The following is a 16599-nucleotide window of genomic DNA, read 5'->3' as shown; positions in this document are numbered from 1 at the left end:
GGAAGCCCCGATGGACTCACTGCGGAAGACCTCGCTGGTCGCGGGCGGCGCCTATCTGCTCACCTTCGTCTCGATCCCCACCGTCGCCCTGTACGCCCCGGTCCGCGAGCCGGACTACGTCCTCGGCACCACGTCGCAGGCCCCGGTCGTCCTCGGCGGCGTCCTGGAGATGGTCGTCGCGCTCGCCTGCATCGGCACCGCCGTCGCGCTGTACCCGGTGCTCCGGCAGCAGGGCCCGGCCCGCGCGCTGGGCTTCGTCGGCGCCCGGGTGCTCGAAGCCGCCGGCATCCTCGTCGGCGTCGCGAGCATCCTGACGCTCGTCGCGCTGCGGGACTCCGCCGCCGGGCCGGACGCGCTCGTCACCGGCCGGACGCTCGTCGCCTTCTACGACTCGGTGTTCCTGCTCAGCCAGGGCTTCCTGCCCGCCGTGAACGCGCTGCTGCTGGGCACGCTGCTCTACCAGTCGCGTCTCGTGCCGCGCGTGCTGCCGCTGCTCGGGCTCGCCGGGGCACCGCTGCTCGTCGCCTCCGACCTCGGCACGCTGTTCGGCGCCTGGGACCGGCTGTCTCCGGTGGCGGCGGTCGCCGCGCTTCCCATCGCGGTGTGGGAGTTCTCGCTCGGCGTCCACCTGGTCGTCAAGGGCTTCCGGCCCTCCCCCGTCACGGCCGGCGCGGTGGAGCCCCGGCCGGTCCGGGACGCCACCGTCTGAGCCCTGTCAGGCCCGCGCGCCGCCGTCGACCCGCAGCACCGTACCGGTGACGAAGGAGGCGCGGTCGCTGAGCAGCCAGGCGGCGGCCTGGGCGATCTCGTCGGGCTCGGCGGCCCGGCGCAGCGGCGTGGCCGCCGCGAGACGGTCGATGATCCCGGGCGACTCGGCGTCCCAGGACCGCATCATCTCGGTGAGCGTGCTGCCCGGGGCGATCGCGTTGACGCGGATGCCCTCCGGTCCGTAGGTGACCGCCGCGGACTCGGTGAGGCTGTTGACCGCGCGCTTCATCGCCCCGTACGCGGGCAGCGCGGGGTTGCCCATCAGGCTGCCGACGCTGGAGTTGTTCACGATCGCGCCGGTGCCGGCGGTGGCCCGGATCGCCGCGACCTCGGCGACCAGGGCGAGCCACGGCCCCTTCAGGTTGACGGTGTAGACGTGGTCGAAGTCCTCTTCGCGCACCCGGTCCATCGGTCCGGGCGGCACGATCGTCGCGCCGTTGTTGAAGGCGACGTCGAGGCGGCCGTACACCTCGACCGTGCGGTCGACCGCGGCGCGCACGCTCGCCGCGTCGGCCAGGTCGCAGACGACGTACTCGGCGGTGCCGCCCGCGGCCCGGACCTGCTCGGTGACCGCCTTCAACTGCTCCTCGGTCCGGGCGGCGAGCAGCACCCGGGCGCCCTCGGCGGCGAACAGCCGGGCCGCCGCGGCGCCGATGCCGCGCCCGGCGCCGGTGATGAAGGCGACCTTGCCGGGGAGCAGGCCGGCGGTCGGGTGGACTGTCGTGTCGGTTCGTGTGGTGTCCATGCCGGCAAGCCTGGGGCCGGTCGCGGAGCCCATCCAGGCACCGGCGGTACCTGGTTACGCTCCGCGGCACGCGGGCACACTGGGGTCGTGGACCGACGTGAGCTGGCAGTGTTCCTGCGCAGCAGGCGGGAGCGGATCGCCCCGGCCGACGTGGGCCTGCCCGCCGGACGGCGCCGCCGCACCCCGGGACTGCGCCGGGAGGAGGCGGCGCGGCTGGCGTTCATCTCGACCGAGTACTACACCCGGCTGGAGCAGGGGCGGGGTCCGCGTCCGTCGCGGGAGGTGCTGGCCGGGCTGGCCCGCGCGCTGCGGCTGTCCGACGCCGAACGTGACCACCTCCACCACCTGGCCGGGGAGCCGCCCGCGCCGCCGCCCGGGCCACCCCGGGAGGTACGCCAGAGCGTGCTGGACCTGCTGCACCGGCTGCCGCAGGCGGCGGCGTTCGTGACCTCGGCGACGTTCGAGGTGATCGCCTGGAACGACCTCGCGGCAGCGCTCATGGAGGACTTCTCCGCGGTCTCCCGGCGGGACCGCAACCTGGTCCGCCGGGCGTTCCTCGGCCCGCACCTGATGTACGGCGTGTCGGACGCGAGCGAGTTCGCCCGCCACTCGGTCGGACGGCTGCGCGCCGCCGCGGCCCGCTATCCGGACGACCCGGAGATGGCCGCGCTGATCGCCGAGCTGCTCGCCGGGAGCAAGGAGTTCGCCCGCCTGTGGGCCTCCCACGACGTCGGCGGTGCGCGGACGCTGTGCAAGACGTTCCGGCACCCCGTGGTCGGGCCGGTGACTGTCAACTGCGACGTCCTCGACATCACCGACCGCGACCAGCAAGTGGTCATCTACACCGCCACGCCCGGCTCGCCGTCGGAGGAGGCGCTACGGCTGCTCTCCGTGATCGGCACCCAGCGGATGACTGTCGAGCACTGAACCGCCCGCCCTTCGTGGAACGCCACGGGTGTCCGGGCGGTCGTCCGGCACCCGTGGCGTTCCACTCGCTGTGGGTCAGCAGCCGATACGGGTGGAGCCCATCGCCACGTCGTCGTACCAGAGGGTGTCGGCGCCGCCGCCGTAGCTCTCCCAGCCCAGCTTCAGGTCGGTGAGCTGCGGTCGCCAGGTGCGGTTGTACCACTGGCCGTCGATGTCGTGCGTCGGTACGCCGTCGGCGGTCAGCCCGGTCACGGCGACACCGTCCAACCAGGTACGCAACTGGCCGGCGGAGCCGTCCACCATGAACTCCAGGCAGGCCCAGCGGTTGGTGGGCAGCGGCACGCTCTGCGCCACCCCGGCCGGGCTCTGCTCGGGCAGCGTGGCGTCGTCGGAGGCGCGGTTCCACTGCAGCGCGCCGTTCTGGCCGCCCAGCCGCAGGTCCCGGTTGCCGTCGGCGGCGTCGGACATGGTGATCATCGTGGTGTGGTCGGTGGGCTGGGCGGTGGTGTGCCGGACCCAGATCCGGGCGTACCTGACGCTGCCCAGGCTGCTGAGGTTCTTCGTGGTCCGGACGAAGACGTGGTTGCAGTACCCGGCCGCGCCGTTGATCCGTACCGCCCGGCTGCCGCTGTGCGTGGTGGACGTGTCGATGGTGGCCGTGCCGGCGCCGGAACAGTCCGGGCTCACCACGCTCCAGTCACCCGACGGCGTCGAGCCGGTCTGGTTCTCGAAGCCGTCGCAGAGCACCGCCCCCGCGCACCCGCTCGGCGGTGGGGTGGTCGGCGGCGGCGTCGTGGGAGGTGGCGTCGTGGGCGGCGGGGTGGTCGGTGGAGCAGTCGTGGGCGGCGCGGTGGTGGGCGGTGGCGTGGTCGGCGGGGCGGTGGTCGGCACCGTCGTGGTGGGCGGCGGTGTGGTCGGCCCGGCGCCGTTGCACGGTACGCCGTTGAGGCTGAACCCGGTCGGCGCGCCGCCGGCGGTGCCGTACGTGCCCTGCACGCCGAACTCGGTCGAGCCGCCGGCCGGAATGCTGCCGTTGTACGACATGCTGCGGGCGGTCACCGTCGACCCGGACTGGCTCACTGTGGCGTTCCAGCCGTTCGTGACGCGCTCGTCCCCGGCATACGTCCAGGTGACGGTCCAGCCGGACACGGCGGTGTCACCCGGTGACACAGTGATGTTCGCGGTGAACCCGCCGGGCCACTGGTTGGGTGTGTAGTCGACCCGGCAGCCCTGTGCGGCTGCGGCCGGGCCGGTGAGCAGGGCCGTACCGGCCGCGGTGACGGCGGCCAGCGCGGCGACGGCCGCCACGAGCGGGGCGGGACGGGCACGGAGAATCGTCATGGGAAGTCCTTCGGCGTCGGACAGGGCGCAGCAGCGCGCGTCCTCGTCGGACGCGGCGGTGCGCGAGGGTGCGGCGCGGCGATGCGCCACGGTGAGTGGTCGATGCGTACGACCGATGTGCCCGGCTCGAAGGTGGCCCGGTCAGCCGCCGGGGTCCGGTTCTCGCGGACCTCGGCGGCGCCCAGCCCAATCTATTTACCGTCGCCTATCCAATCAAGGCCTCCGCCCGCGCGGATGCCCGTCATCCCGGATCGGCGCCCACGCCGCTGCGCAGGGGTTGCCAGCCGTCGCGGTAGCGCACGCCGCCGGGTCGCAGCCGGACCCGGTCGTGCGGCGTACCGGGGACCGGCTCGGTCCGGATCACCTGTGGCCGGTCCACCACGACGCAGACGTCCTCCCCCGGCCACCACCAGCCGCAGGAGCGGGCCAGGTCGGCCCAGGTGTCCAGGTGTCCGGCCTCGTCCGGCCCGTACCGGGCGAGACCGAGCCGGCGCAGCACGTCGTAGTAGGCGATCCACGACGCGTCCTGCTGCCCGTACCAGCACACGGGCACCGGGCCGTCACTTGCGAGCGCCGCACGCACCGGCAGGTAGAACCCGTGCGCGAGGCTGCGGTGCAGCGCCGCGCGTACCCCCTGGTGCAGCACGACGGCGAGCGGTACGCCCCCGTCGAACGCCCGCTGCGGTGCCAGCTCGGGCCACGGCTCCTTGGCCTTGCCCCGGCGCGCGGGCGACAGCTCGGGATCGGTGTGCACGACGCCCGCGCTGAGCGCGCCCCGGAGCTGGGAGACGACCATGGCGATGTCGCTCGCCAGCAGCGGCGTCCGGGGCGGCCGTACCGCCCGGATGCGCTCGTGGAGCCCTTCGAGGGTGGGCCAGCCGCTGACCATAGGCAGCGCCTTGGCCGGCGAGTCGACCCATTCGAAGCGAGGTCGCGGCCGCGACGCCCTCGCGTAGACGGCGGTCAGGCAGCGCTCGGCGGTCTGCCGGTCGGCCGGCTGTGTGGACAGGGCGTGGTCGAGCCATTCCTGGCGGATCCGGACCGCCTGCTGCCACAGTTCGTGCGGGATCTTCGCGGCGTCGTCGCGCCGCGGGGAGGCGCTCATCGCGCCGGGGCGTCGCCGCCCTTCCGGTAGGAGATCATGGAACGACTCTGACCCATGTCTCGGCACCGCTCAAGCGAATTCCGTACCGTGACCGCATCCGCAGTGCCCGGCCAGGAGAGAAGGGAACACCGTTGCCCGTGGACAGTGACCGCTTGACCCGACCCCCTGTCATCACCGCGCAGATGCTCATCCGCCGGCCCGCCGCCGAGGTCTTCCAGGCGTTCGCCGACCCGGCGGTGACCACGAGGTTCTGGTTCACCAGGAGCAGCGGCCGGCTGGAACCCGGCGCCGTCGTCACCTGGGACTGGGAGATGTACGGCGTCTCCACTGTCGTGACGGTCAAGGAGGTGGAGGAGAACCGCCGCATCCTGGTCGAGTGGGATCCGGAGTCCCCCACTCGGGTCGAGTGGCGGTTCCTGCCGGGTGGGGACGACACCACGCTGGTCCGGGTCACCGAGACCGGCTTCGCCGGCAACGCCGACCAGGCCGTGAGCAAGGCGATCGACTCGATGGGCGGGTTCATCATGGTCCTCTGCGCCGCAAAGGCGCTGCTGGAGCAGGGGGTGCTGCTGAACGCGGTCGGCGACGCCCACCCGTCCGGCTTCGAGGAATGACCACGCCGGCCACCGGCGCGAACAGGGGCGGAGCCGGATCGGCTGCCCGGATCGCGGCCACGAGCTGCGCCAGCTGCGGGTAGTCGGCGCGGGCCGCGTGGAGAAGGTGGTCCGCGTCGGTGTGGTTGCCGAGATACGACTCGGCGGCCGCCCGCAGAAGGAGCGCGACGGCACAGAGGTCGACCGGCTCGGCACCCGGGCGGACGTCGAGGAGCAGCGATCGCGCATCCTCGGGCCGCTGGTTGAGCAGATGTGCCAGGCTCATCGCGATCCGGGCGGACAACACTCGCGGCTGCGTCCGGGCGGCGATCCGGGCGAGTTCCGAGATCTCCCGCACCTCCCGGCGTTCCAACGGCGCGCCGGCCACCACCGCGGCGTACAGGTACCACAGCCCGAACTGGACGCTCAGCGTCTGGCCGATCGCGGCGGCGGCTGCGGGATCGGTGCTGCCCGCGCGAGCCAGTGCCGCGAGCCGCTCGGCCTCCGTGATCAGTTCGGCCGACGGGGTGGCTTCCGCCATCAGTCTCTGCTGGTAGGCAGCGAGGGCCAGGAGCGGAGCATCGTCGGCGCGGGCCTGAATCCCGACCCGGTGGACGTCACCACCCGCTCGGGTGACCGCCCGCAGAGCCCTGATCACCTCCTCCTGGTAGTAACCCGCCCGCAGCCCGTCACGGGCGGCTGCCGGAGCCCGGAGCCAGCGGAGCACGTTCTGGCCGTCGCTGCAGGTCGAACGCCCCGGAAGGAGGAGGTTGGTCAGGCCGAGCAGCGCCCCGACGAACGCGGCGCAGAGCAACGTCAACCGCGTCGACGCCGTACCGGTGGACGTCGACGCGACGGCGAGTGCCGTCGCGACGCACAGGTTGGTCAGCGGGCCACCCAGATTGAACAGCACCATCCGCAGCGGCAACGCCGGCATCGACGGCGAAGGCCGGACCGCCACCTCGTTGCGCCAACCGTTGAACGGCGCGATACGGACCGCGACGACCGGCAGGCGCAGCAGCTTCGCCACGACGAGGTGCCCGCACTCGTGCAGGGCGAGGTGCAGCCACAGCGACGCGCAGGTGAGGCCGGCGGCAGCGATCGCACCCGTCACGGACTCGGTGACGAGCAGCGCGAACGCCGCCGCCTCCACCGCCAGGAGGAGTGACACGGCGACCAGCCGGCGGCGGAGCTTCACCAGGAGAGGGTACGGCCGGACAGGCGGCTGCTGGGGGACACCCACACCCGCGCCCGGCATCACCACGACCCTGCGGTACGGCCTGATGCGGCCGGAGCTGCGTGCCGAGGCCGGCGCCTTCACGGCCGAGACCGTCTGAAGCTCCATTCTCGCTCCGAAGCTGTGTCATCCGGCATGCGTTGACGCCGGATGACACGCTTGCGCCGATGGATGCGTTCGTCTCACAGTTGCCGGCGCTGCTCGGCGTCGTCGTCGGTGCCCTCGGTACGGGTCTGGTGACCTTCCTGTCCACCAGAAGTCAGTGGAAGCGCGGCCAGTCCGTACGGTGGGACGAACGACGACTGGAGGCGTACGGCGAGTTCGCACAGGTGCTCAAGGAGATCCAGGCGATCTCGCTGCGGGTCCTGGCCGCGGCGGACGGCGACAAGTACCGCTCAGGGTTGGACAAGGCCGCGGCGCTGCCCCGGCTCGCCGACGCCGACATCAGGCACACCCTCGCGTGGGAACGCCTGTTGCTGCTCGGGGACGCCGCCACGGTCGCCGCCGCGCAGGACTGGCGCGAGGCGGTCTGGCGGCTGGAGCACCGAGCCCGCGAGGTCGGGGAGACCACCGAGCCGCTGAGCGGCCTCTACCAGCAGGCCAACGCGAGCCGTGATCGCTTCTATGACGCGGCTCGACGCGGCCTGGGCGTGAGAGGCGGATCAGTCGCCCAGTCCGACCGCCTGCAGCAACGCCTCGCATCCCCCGAGGACAACCAGTCCGAGGCCCCCCGCATCTGATCCTGGACTTCGTCCCGCTCCGGGCGCGATGAGTTCGCCCGCCCTGGCCGGTCTGACCGGTGTATCCGATCGAATGCCGGAAACCGGCAGACCGCCAGGAGGGACGAGAACCATGACCGTTGCCGACACCACTCCCCAGCCCGTCGCCCGCGGATTGCACCGGACGCTGTGGGTGCTCCAGGTTTTCCTCGGCGTCTTCTTCATCGTCGCCTCGGCCGGCCCCAAGCTGTTCGGCGAGACGAACGCGGTCCAGACCTTCGAGGACATGGGCTCCGCGCCCTGGTTCCGCTACCTCGTCGGCCTGCTGGAACTGGCCGGCGGCATCGGGCTGCTCGTGCCGAGGCTGGCCGGCCTGGCCGCTGTCGGGCTCGCGCTGCTCATGATCGGCGCCGCCGTCACCCAGGCGTTCATCCTGGACGGCGGCGCGCTGGTCCTCACACCGGTGGTGCTGTTCGTGCTGTTCGTGTTCATCGCGTGGGGCCGCCGCCACTCGATCACCCGGCTCCTCGGACGCTGAACCGGGGTGCGCCGGCCGACCCGTCAGGGCGTCCAGCGCACCCCCGGGTTCACCCGCCCGTACCAGTCGAAGAGGGCCATGTTGTCCCACCCGTTCCCGGTTCCGTTGATGTTCGCCGGGTCCCAGCCGTTGCCGGGGACGGCGTACCAGGTGGGTTCCCAGTAGAAGACCCCGATGGCGCCGGCGTTGCGGGCGGTGTTCTGGACCCAGTCGAACTGCTGGGCCTGCCCGGCCCAGGTCGCGCTGATGCCGTCGCAGGTGGCGTCGCCGCCGATGACGTTCGGCTGGCTGTCCGCGTCGTCCCGGGTGAACGGGTACGCGGTCTCCACGATCACCACCGGCTTCCCGTAGCGGCTCCGCAGGTCGACGATGTTGTTGTAGAGGTTCGCCAGGCTGCCGTGCCACATGCAGTAGTACGACAGGGCCGTCATGTCCCACTGCACACCCTGGGCGCGGATGCCGTCGTAGAACCAGCGGGCGTTGGCGTTGCTGTCGGCGTTCGCGGTGTGGATCATGACGGGGATGCCGCCGCCGCACGCCTTCACCGCGTTGTAGCCCTGCTTGAGCAGCCCGGCCAGCGGGGCGAAATCGTTGTTCACGACCTTGCCCTCGTTCCACAGCATCCCGACGTTGATCTCGTTGCCGATCTGCACGCTGTCCGGCAGGGTGCCCTGCCCACGCAGGGCGGCGCAGACGTCGTAGGTGAAGGCGTACACGTCGTTGCGCAGCTGGCTGAGGCTGTGCCCGGCCCAGGCGGCGGGCTTGTACTGCTTGCCGGGGTCGGCCCAGGTGTCGGAGTAGTGGAAGTCGATCAGCACCTTGAGGCCCTTGGCCTTCGCGACGCGTGCCTGGGCCAGCACCTTGGTCTTGTTGTTGTAGCCACTGGCCGGGTTGTTCCAGACGCGCAGCCGGACGTAGTTGAGACCGACGGACCGCAGGATGTCCAGCGGGTCACGGGCCACCCCGCCCGCGTCGTAGTACTTGGCACCAAGGTCCAGGCTGCGCTGCAACGAGGAGACGTCGGCGCCGCGCATGCTGAGCGTGTTAGCGGCGGCGACCGGCGCGGGCGTACCCCCGACTGTGGTGGTGACGGCGAGGACGACGGCCGTGACGGCACCGACCAGGGCGCGGCGGCGGTGGCGTGTGGTCACAGGACTTCCTCTCAGCCGACAGTGCAGGGGACGCCGTTGAGCGAGAAGCCGGTCGGCGGCGCGTCGCTCGTGCTCCACCGCCCCTGGAAGCCGAAGGTCGCGGATCCGTTCGACGCGATGACCCGGTTCCAGTCGACGTTGCGGGCGGTCACCGTGGTGCCGGTCTGCCCTACAGTGGCGTTCCAGGCGTTGGTGACCTGCTGGTCGCCGGGGAAACCGAACGTGACGATCCAGCCGTCGACCGGCGCCGTCCCGGTGTTCTGCACCGTCACAGTGGCGACGAAACCGCCCTGCCACTCGGACTGGTTCCGGTAGGTCACCCGGCAGGTCGAGGGCGGCGGTGGCGGCGGAGTCGACGTCGTGGGCACGGTGACCGTGTTGGAGGCGATCGACACGTTGCCGGCGGCGTCCCGGGCCCGCACGTAGTACAGGGTGCGCAGCGGCGTCGACGGGGGCAGCGGCCCGGTGTACGTGGTCCCCGGCACGGTCGCGACGAGCGTCGAGGTGAACCAGCCGTCGAACCGGTAGACGTTGTATCCGAGCACGCCGACGTCGTCGGTCGACGGCGCCCAGGACAGCGTGGCGGCGGAGCCGGTGACCTCGCCGACGGTGAGGTTCTGCGGGGCGCTCGGCGGCGTGGTGTCCGGGCCGGTGTCGGTCACCGGAGTGACCACCTTCAGCTCGTCCGTGGCGGGCGAACGGCGGCCGTCGCCGTCGCGGGCCGACACCCGGAACGAGTACTGCTGGCCCGGCTGAATGTAGTTGGTGATCGTCACGGTGGTGACGTCGCCGAGGCTGAGGCTGTAGATCACGTCGCTGAACGCCTGGTAGTAGGTGATGTCGTACCCGACGACGGGGCAGCAGCCGCGCGCGGCTGCCGTCCAGGTCAGGGTGACCGACGTGGTCCGCACCTGGGTGGCGGCCAGGTGCGTGGGCGCGCTCGGCGGGAACGGCGTGGTGCTGGGCGGGTCGGGCGTCCTGGGCGTCGACGTGGGCGTCACAGTCCCGGTCGGGTCCGCGAGGGGCACCGCGGCGCCGCCGGGCGCCGTCGCGGCAGCGGGGTACGCGGTGCCGGCGCCGGCCGACGGCGCGGCGATCAGGGCGGTGACCAGTACCGCGGCCGACAGCACGCCTGCGGCCGGCAGACCCGGCCGCAGGCGGCGGAACAGCGAGGACGACGAGACGGCAGCCATACGTCGACGATGCCGCCAATACATCGATGATCGCCAACATGTCCCACACCTCGGTCGGCGCGGCAACCTCTTGCGAGGTACGACTCCTGCCTGATTCGTCGTTTTCCGCCGCCTATCCGACTGATCAGCCACAATCGGAACGACAGGGTGAGCCGATGCAGGAGGCCACCGCACGCACGAAGGCTGGACGGGAAGCCGCGATGGCCACCTTCGAGTACCGCTGCCCGCAGGACGGCAACTTCGACGTCGTGATGCCGATCGGCACCGCGGGCCCGTCGACGAGCTGCCCCCGGTGCGGACGCCCGGCGACACGGGTGTTCTCCGCGCCCCGGCTCACCCGCATGCCGGCGGCGCTACGCGAGGCCGTGGACCGGACCGAGCGCAGCGCGGAACAGCCGGAGGTGGTCGGGCGGGTACCCGGCGGTCGCCCGGCGCGCCGCTCGACGAACCCGGCCCACGCCCGCCTGCCCCGATGGTGACCACGAGAAGGGCCCGAGACCGTGCCTGAACTGCTGTTCCCCCTCGACTCCACGAAGAGGTTCACCGACCAGGAGAAGGTCGGGCACAACCGCTGGCATCCCGACATCCCGCCCGTGGCGACGGTACGTCCCGGACAGTCGTTCCGTGTCCACTGCCGCGAGTGGTTCGACGGCGCGATCCACAACGACGACTCCGCCGAGGACATCCGGGACGCGCCGCTGACCCGGGTCCACGCGCTCAGCGGCCCGTTCGCCGTCGAGGGCGCCGAGCCGGGCGACCTGCTCATGGTCGACATCCTCGACATGGGCCCGATCCCGCAGGAGTCAGGCCCGCTGGCCGGCCAGGGCTGGGGTTACACGGGCATCTTCCCCAAGAACAACGGCGGCGGCTTCCTGACCGAGCAGTTCCCGGACGCGTACAAGGCGGTCTGGGACTTCTCCGGCCGCAAGGCCACCTCCCGGCACATCCCCGGCGTCTCGTTCACCGGGATCGCCCACCCGGGGCTGATGGGTACCGCCCCGTCCGCGTCGCTGCTGGCCACCTGGAACCAGCGGGAGGGTGCGCTGATCGCCACCGCGCCCGACCGGGTGCCGCCCCTGGCCCTGCCTCCCGAGCCGCAGGACGCGATCCTCGGCAGCCTCACCGGCGCCGACTTCGACCGGGTGGCCGCGGAGGCGGCGCGAACCGCGCCGCCTCGGGAGAACGGCGGGAACCAGGACATCAAGAACTTCACCGTCGGCAGCCGGGTCTTCTACCCCGTGTACGTGCCGGGTGCCAACCTGTCCCTCGGCGACCTGCACTTCTCCCAGGGCGACGGAGAGATCACCTTCTGCGGCGCCATCGAGATGGGCGGCTTCGTCGACCTGCACGTCGACCTGATCAAGAACGGCATGCAGACGTACGGCGTCGCCGAGAACACGATCTTCATGCCGGGTGACACGCCGCCGCAGTACTCCCAGTGGCTGGCCTTCTCCGGGCTCTCGGTCACCCTCGACGGCGAACAGCGGTACCTCGACTCGCAGCTCGCCTACCAGCGCGCGTGCCTGCACGCCATCGACTACCTGACCCGCTTCGGCTACCAGCCGGAACAGGCGTACCTGCTGCTCGGCGCCGCACCGATCGAGGGCCGGCTCTCCGGCGTGGTGGACATCCCCAACTCCTGCGCGACCGTCTACCTGCCCACCGAGATCTTCGACTTCGACATCCGACCCTCGGCCGCCGGTCCGACCCGGATCGACCCGGGCAAGGGCGCCCCGAAAGCCACCATGCCGTGAGCAGGTGACCCTCGTGCAGAAGTCATCCCTGACCGCACTGGCCCGCGAACAGCTCAAGCTCGCGCACGCCTCCTCCAGCGGCCGCAGCAGCTCCACCGTCTACGGCGGCCACGAGCACAGGCTCCGCCAGACGGTGATCGCGCTGACCGCCGGCCAGGCGCTCGGCGAGCACGAGAACCCCGGCGAGGCCACCGTCCACGTGCTGCACGGCCGGGTCCGGCTCGGCGCCGGCGAGACGTCCTGGGACGGCGCACCCGGCGATCTGCTGATCGTGCCGGACCGCCGGCACACGCTGGAGGCACTGGAGGACGCCGCGGTGCTGCTCACCGTCGCCAAGCGCTGACGATGCCACGGCGTCCCGGGCGAGTGGCGGCTAGCCGACCAGGGCCTGGGTGCCGAGCACGGTGAGCAGGGCGAGGCGGTCGGCGTCCTCGGTGCCGGGCTCGGCCGTGTAGATCATGATGCGCAGGTCGCTGCCCGCCACGGTGAGCACGTCGCAGTCCAGCGTCAGCGGGCCGACGTTCGGGTGGTCGATGGTCTTGCGGGCGGCCTCGTGGCGGCCGACCGCGCCGGACTTCCACAGTTTCGCAAACCGGTCGCTGCCGGCCCGCAGCTCCGCGATGAGCCGCCGGAGCCGCTGGTCGGCCGGGTAGCAATCCGCCGCCGCGCGCAGGTCGGCGACCAGCGCCATCTCGAACGCTCGCAGTGACTGCGGCGTGTGCCGGGCCCGGGTGCCCGGGCCCAGGAAATGCCGCCAGACCGCGTTGCGCTGGTGACCACGCCACCCGGACGGATCCCCCATCAACGCCGCATATGGCACGTTGGCCACGAGCAGCGTCCAGGACGCGTCGTAGACGGCGACGGGCGTACCGGCCAGCCGGTCCAGCATCCGCTGGACGCTCGGGGTGAGGTGCGCGGGCACCGTCTCCGCGCCCGGCGGCGCCAGCCCGGCCAGCCGGAACAGGTGGGCGCGCTCGGTCGCCGACAGTCGCAGAGCCCGGGCCAGGGCTTCGACCACCTGCCCCGACGGGTGGGACGCGCGGCCCTGTTCGAGCCGGGTGACGTAGTCCACGGAGACCCCGGCCAGCAGCGCCAGCTCTTCCCGACGCAGGCCGGCCGTACGCCGGTGCCCGCCGGCCGGCAGCCCGGCGGCTGCGGGCTGGACCCGGTCGCGCCAGCGGCGCACCGCCTGCCCGAACTCCGTCGCCATGCCCCCAGTGTGCGCCGCCGAGCTGGGGCGTTGCCTGGTACCGGCAGTCCCAGGAAAACCGGACGACTGGGTCACCGCGCCGCCGCGCCGCAGCATGGAGCCATGACCACGACATTGATCACCGGAGCGAACAAGGGACTCGGCTTCGAGACCGCCCGTCGGCTCGTCGCCGCCGGCCACACCGTCTACGTCGGCAGCCGGGACGCCGGACGCGGGCGCCGCGCCGCCGAGCTGCTGGGTGCCCGGGCCGTCCAGCTCGACGTCACCGACGGCGCGTCAGTGGCGGCCGCGGCGCGAGCCGTCGAGGCGGACGGAGGGCTGGACGTCCTGATCAACAACGCGGGCGTCGAGGGCCGGGGCACCGGCAACCGGGTGATCGGCGCCGCGGAGGTGACCGCCGACATGATGCGGGAGACGTTCGAGACGAACGTCTTCGGCACCGTCCGTGTCACAGGCGCGTTCCTGCCGCTGCTGCAGCGCTCGGCGGCCCCGGTCATCGTCAATCTCAGCAGCGGGCTGGCCTCGCTGACGCGGGTCACCGACCCGGTCACCCCGGCGTACGCGTACCCCGGTGTCGCCTACCCGGCCTCGAAGGCCGCGGTCAACATGATCACCGTGCAGTACGCGAAGGCGTTCCCGAACATGCGGATCAACGCGGTCGAGCCCGGTTTCACCAGGACCGACCTGAACGGGAACACCGGGATCCAGACCGTCGAGCAGGGCGCCGAGATCATCGTCCGGATGGCACTGGTCGGCCCCGACGGCCCCACCGGCGGCTACTTCGACGCCGAGGGCCCGCTCCCCTGGTAGACCGGCGGCCGACTGAGGCTGCCGTCAGGTCGCGGCGAGCGCCTTGGTGATGTTCCACTCGGCCAGGTCGAGCATCCACTTCCGGTCCGGGAAGTCGGTGTCCGCGATCCGCAGTGGCCCCTCGATCAAGGACAACGTCTGCGCGTACCGGTAGAACTCCAGCCGGTGGGGATCGAGATCGACCGGACGCAGCGCCGGATACGCTTCGCCGAAGCGCATCTGCAGCCAGGCATGATCCCATTCGACATCGAAGTACGTCAGCCCCTCGAAATCGATCATGACGGCCTCGTCGGCCGGCGTGACGAGCACGTGATCCGGGCCGAGTTCACCGTGCACCAGCCCGTACTCCTCGCGTGGGGCGACCGCGCTCCTGAGACGGCGTACGTGGGCGGTGATCCGTTGGTGGGCGTCGGCCAGCCGGGCGTCGCGGGCCGCTGCCGCGTCGAGGTGGCCGAGCGCCCGGTCGACGATCACGTCCTCCGCGCGCCGCGTCTGGGACGCCTCACCTCGCGCGACGGCCGCGACCTTGCCGTAGTGCGGTCCGAAGGCGGTGTGCATGCGGCGCAGGGCGTCGCCGAGCGCGGACAGCGGCCTGGCGGCGGTGGCCGGATCGTGTTCCAGCACCGCCTCCAGCCGTCGCGCGCCGGCGTCCTCGACGAGCGCGATGTCGGCGTCGAGGTGACGGCCGTCCCGGTCGATCATCATCAGATGCGGGACACGCACACCCGCCGCGGTGAGCGCCGCGTGGCTGGCGGCGAAGAGATCCGCGCCCGACGCATCGGTGAACGGGTCGTCCGGGATGGTCGGTGACGGGGGCCAGTAGTTCTCGTCCGCGGCCCACACGTACAGCATCACGGTTGTCCGGTCGTCCAGCCGGAGCCGGTAGACGCCCTTCTTGGTGCCGCCCGTCAGCCGGTCCAGGGCAGCGAGCCGCCGGTCGGAGCCGAACTGGTCCGACACGAGGTCGTGCAGATCGTCCGGCTGCAGGAAGGTCCGCGTCATGGCCGCCTCTCGTCAGATCGAGGCAGCCAGGCTGCCAGGCCGGGGCAGCGGCACACAACCGAGTTGACGCAGCGGACTTCGCGGACCGGCCCGCCCCGGCGCTGACCGTGTTCGCGCTGCTGATGCAGGTCGGCTTCATCGATGGTGCCACCGAGCAGCCGGCGCTCCCTCAGATGTTGGAGCCGTCCGGCGGCAGGCCAGGCGGTGGCTGCGGGGATCCGCCCCGGCCGGCAGCCGGTGGACAGGACATGCCCAGGGTGTAGGCCGTCATGGACAACGAGCCGTAGGCGTAGCCGTCGACGAGGACCTCGGTGTCGGGGATGTCTCGCCCGGATCGGAGATCGAGTCTGCGGCCTGCCCATTCGGGCGGCTGCCGAGTGACTCCGTGCGATGGAATCATGAGCGGGTGACGCCCTTCCGCATCGATGTGCCCGAAGCTGTCCTGGACGACCTGCGGGCTCGGCTTTCGCGGACGAGGCTCGCGCCGGCCGCCCCAGGTGAGCCGTGGGCTGCCGGTACCGACCCCGGGTACCTGGCGGATCTGGTGCGGTACTGGCTCGACGGATTCGACTGGCGTGCGGTCGAGCGTGCCCTCAATCGGCACCCTCAGTTCGTCACCACGATCCAAGGCACGCCGGTCCACTTCGTTCATGTCCGCTCGGCGTCGCCCGACGCCACGGCGCTGATCCTCACCCACGGCTGGCCCAGCACGTACACGGAGATGCTGCCCCTGGTGTCCCGGCTCGCAGACTTCGACCTCGTCATACCGAGCCTGCCCGGCTTCGCCTTCTCCGGACCACTCGCCGAGGGCCCCACGACCGAGGCGGCCGTCGCGGACGTGTGGGCCGAGCTGATGACCCGTCTGGGCTACGACCGCTTCGGCGCCTACGGTGGCGACATCGGATCCGGCGTGACGACGTGGCTCGGCGCCCGCCACGCAGATCGGGTCATCGGGGTCTTCTCGCAGCACATCAAGTTCCCGCCGGCGGACCGCAGGGACGACCTCAGCCCGGCCGAGGAGGCGTTCATCGCCATGCTCGACGCGAAGGCCCAGGATGACTGGGGCTACGGAATCATCCAGGAGACACGGCCCGACACCCTTGCGGCCGCGCTGAGCGACTCGCCGGCCGGACTGGCCGCATGGATCGTCGAGAAGTACCAGCGCTGGAGCGACTGTGGCGGTGACATCTCCCGCCGGTTCGGCTTCGACGAGCTGCTGACCACCGTGATGCTGTACTGGGTCACCAACTGCATCGGCACGTCCTTCCGGCCCTACCGTGACGACCACCTGGCCCCGCATCTGCCAATGGTCGACGTGCCCGCCGGCATCACGGTCAGCGTGGAGGACGCCGGCCTGCCCCGGTCGTTCGCCGAACGCACCTACGCCAACCTCACCCACTGGCGCGAGCCCAGCGTCGGCGGCCACTTCCTCGCCCAGGAAGAGCCCGACGTGCTCGCTGCCGACCTGCGCGCCTTCTTCAACGCACTGCGATGATCCAGCGGGTA

The 16599-nt window shown here is 71.8% G+C and carries 18 protein-coding genes; 10 read left to right on the top strand and 8 right to left on the bottom strand.

Features of this window, described 5'->3' with window-relative positions; all coding sequences use genetic code 11:
• The first annotated feature begins 10 nt into the window (after nt 1-10).
• Entirely contained in the window at nt 11-709 is a 699-nt protein-coding gene (locus tag O7546_RS07610; RefSeq protein WP_269696441.1) for a DUF4386 domain-containing protein, read from the top strand.
• A gap of 6 nt (nt 710-715) precedes the next feature.
• Here the strand turns inward: O7546_RS07610 and O7546_RS07605 are convergent, their stop codons facing one another.
• Nucleotides 716-1513 carry a glucose 1-dehydrogenase gene (locus O7546_RS07605; RefSeq protein WP_281600662.1) on the bottom strand — a complete coding sequence of 266 codons (798 nt, stop codon included), beginning with the start codon at nt 1511-1513 and terminating at the stop codon, nt 716-718.
• Nucleotides 1514-1600: 87 nt separating this feature from the next.
• On the opposite strand from O7546_RS07605, the gene O7546_RS07600 reads away from it, so the two are divergent.
• Nucleotides 1601-2440 carry a helix-turn-helix transcriptional regulator gene (locus O7546_RS07600; protein ID WP_281600661.1) on the top strand — a complete coding sequence of 280 codons (840 nt, stop codon included), beginning with the start codon at nt 1601-1603 and terminating at the stop codon, nt 2438-2440.
• Between the two features lie 75 nt (nt 2441-2515).
• Here O7546_RS07600 and O7546_RS07595 read toward each other — a convergent pair whose 3' ends face one another.
• Complete coding sequence (locus O7546_RS07595; RefSeq protein WP_281600660.1) at nt 2516-3781, bottom strand: cellulose-binding domain-containing protein; 1266 nt, start codon at nt 3779-3781, stop codon at nt 2516-2518.
• A gap of 241 nt (nt 3782-4022) precedes the next feature.
• Nucleotides 4023-4886 (bottom strand): DUF6745 domain-containing protein, encoded by an 864-nt coding sequence (locus tag O7546_RS07590; RefSeq protein WP_281600659.1) that lies wholly within the window; start codon nt 4884-4886, stop codon nt 4023-4025.
• 152 nt (nt 4887-5038) lie between these two features.
• On the opposite strand from O7546_RS07590, the gene O7546_RS07585 reads away from it, so the two are divergent.
• A complete protein-coding gene (locus O7546_RS07585; RefSeq protein WP_228532061.1) occupies nt 5039-5500 on the top strand; it encodes an SRPBCC family protein in 462 nt (153 codons plus the stop codon).
• Here the strand turns inward: O7546_RS07585 and O7546_RS07580 are convergent.
• A complete protein-coding gene (locus O7546_RS07580; RefSeq protein ID WP_269696438.1) occupies nt 5409-6632 on the bottom strand; it encodes a hypothetical protein in 1224 nt (407 codons plus the stop codon). The genes O7546_RS07585 and O7546_RS07580 overlap by 92 nt on opposite strands.
• Nucleotides 6633-6883: 251 nt before the next feature.
• On the opposite strand from O7546_RS07580, the gene O7546_RS07575 reads away from it, so the two are divergent.
• Both O7546_RS07575 and O7546_RS07570 read left to right on the top strand, forming a co-directional pair.
• A complete protein-coding gene (locus tag O7546_RS07575) occupies nt 6884-7456 on the top strand; it encodes a hypothetical protein (RefSeq protein WP_194800778.1) in 573 nt (190 codons plus the stop codon).
• Nucleotides 7457-7568: 112 nt separating this feature from the next.
• Nucleotides 7569-7973, top strand: coding sequence for a DoxX family protein (locus O7546_RS07570; RefSeq protein ID WP_194800777.1), 405 nt, complete (start codon nt 7569-7571; stop codon nt 7971-7973).
• Between the two features lie 23 nt (nt 7974-7996).
• Here the strand turns inward: O7546_RS07570 and O7546_RS07565 are convergent, their stop codons facing one another.
• Together O7546_RS07565 and O7546_RS07560 are read right to left on the bottom strand one after the other, a co-directional pair.
• Entirely contained in the window at nt 7997-9124 is a 1128-nt protein-coding gene (locus O7546_RS07565; protein WP_194800776.1) for a glycosyl hydrolase 53 family protein, read from the bottom strand.
• Between the two features lie 11 nt (nt 9125-9135).
• Nucleotides 9136-10317 carry a cellulose binding domain-containing protein gene (locus O7546_RS07560; RefSeq protein ID WP_281600658.1) on the bottom strand — a complete coding sequence of 394 codons (1182 nt, stop codon included), beginning with the start codon at nt 10315-10317 and terminating at the stop codon, nt 9136-9138.
• Between the two features lie 200 nt (nt 10318-10517).
• Between O7546_RS07560 and O7546_RS07555 the strand changes: the two genes are divergently transcribed.
• From O7546_RS07555 to O7546_RS07545, 3 genes are read left to right on the top strand one after another with little or no spacing between them, the layout of a single operon-like run.
• Nucleotides 10518-10796: a zinc ribbon domain-containing protein gene (locus tag O7546_RS07555; protein WP_194800774.1), complete on the top strand. Its 279-nt coding sequence runs from the start codon at nt 10518-10520 to the stop codon at nt 10794-10796.
• 21 nt (nt 10797-10817) lie between these two features.
• A complete protein-coding gene (fmdA, locus tag O7546_RS07550) occupies nt 10818-12071 on the top strand; it encodes a formamidase (protein ID WP_281600657.1) in 1254 nt (417 codons plus the stop codon).
• Nucleotides 12072-12084: 13 nt separating this feature from the next.
• Entirely contained in the window at nt 12085-12414 is a 330-nt protein-coding gene (locus O7546_RS07545; RefSeq protein ID WP_064447525.1) for a cupin domain-containing protein, read from the top strand.
• A gap of 30 nt (nt 12415-12444) precedes the next feature.
• Here O7546_RS07545 and O7546_RS07540 read toward each other — a convergent pair whose 3' ends face one another.
• Nucleotides 12445-13281 carry a helix-turn-helix transcriptional regulator gene (locus tag O7546_RS07540; protein WP_104114707.1) on the bottom strand — a complete coding sequence of 279 codons (837 nt, stop codon included), beginning with the start codon at nt 13279-13281 and terminating at the stop codon, nt 12445-12447.
• Nucleotides 13282-13383: 102 nt separating this feature from the next.
• Between O7546_RS07540 and O7546_RS07535 the strand changes: the two genes are divergently transcribed.
• Nucleotides 13384-14091, top strand: coding sequence for an SDR family NAD(P)-dependent oxidoreductase (locus O7546_RS07535; protein WP_104114708.1), 708 nt, complete (start codon nt 13384-13386; stop codon nt 14089-14091).
• A 24-nt stretch (nt 14092-14115) separates the two neighbouring features.
• On the opposite strand, the gene O7546_RS07530 is transcribed toward O7546_RS07535, so the two are convergent.
• Complete coding sequence (locus O7546_RS07530; protein ID WP_281600656.1) at nt 14116-15093, bottom strand: phosphotransferase; 978 nt, start codon at nt 15091-15093, stop codon at nt 14116-14118.
• 406 nt (nt 15094-15499) lie between these two features.
• On the opposite strand from O7546_RS07530, the gene O7546_RS07525 reads away from it, so the two are divergent.
• Nucleotides 15500-16588: an epoxide hydrolase family protein gene (locus O7546_RS07525; RefSeq protein ID WP_281600655.1), complete on the top strand. Its 1089-nt coding sequence runs from the start codon at nt 15500-15502 to the stop codon at nt 16586-16588.
• Nucleotides 16589-16599 lie beyond the last annotated feature (11 nt).

Origin of the sequence: Micromonospora sp. WMMA1976, from assembly GCF_027497335.1 — a bacterium.
GTDB lineage: Bacteria > Actinomycetota > Actinomycetes > Mycobacteriales > Micromonosporaceae > Micromonospora > Micromonospora aurantiaca.
This window is presented reverse-complemented; position numbering and strand designations above follow the sequence as displayed.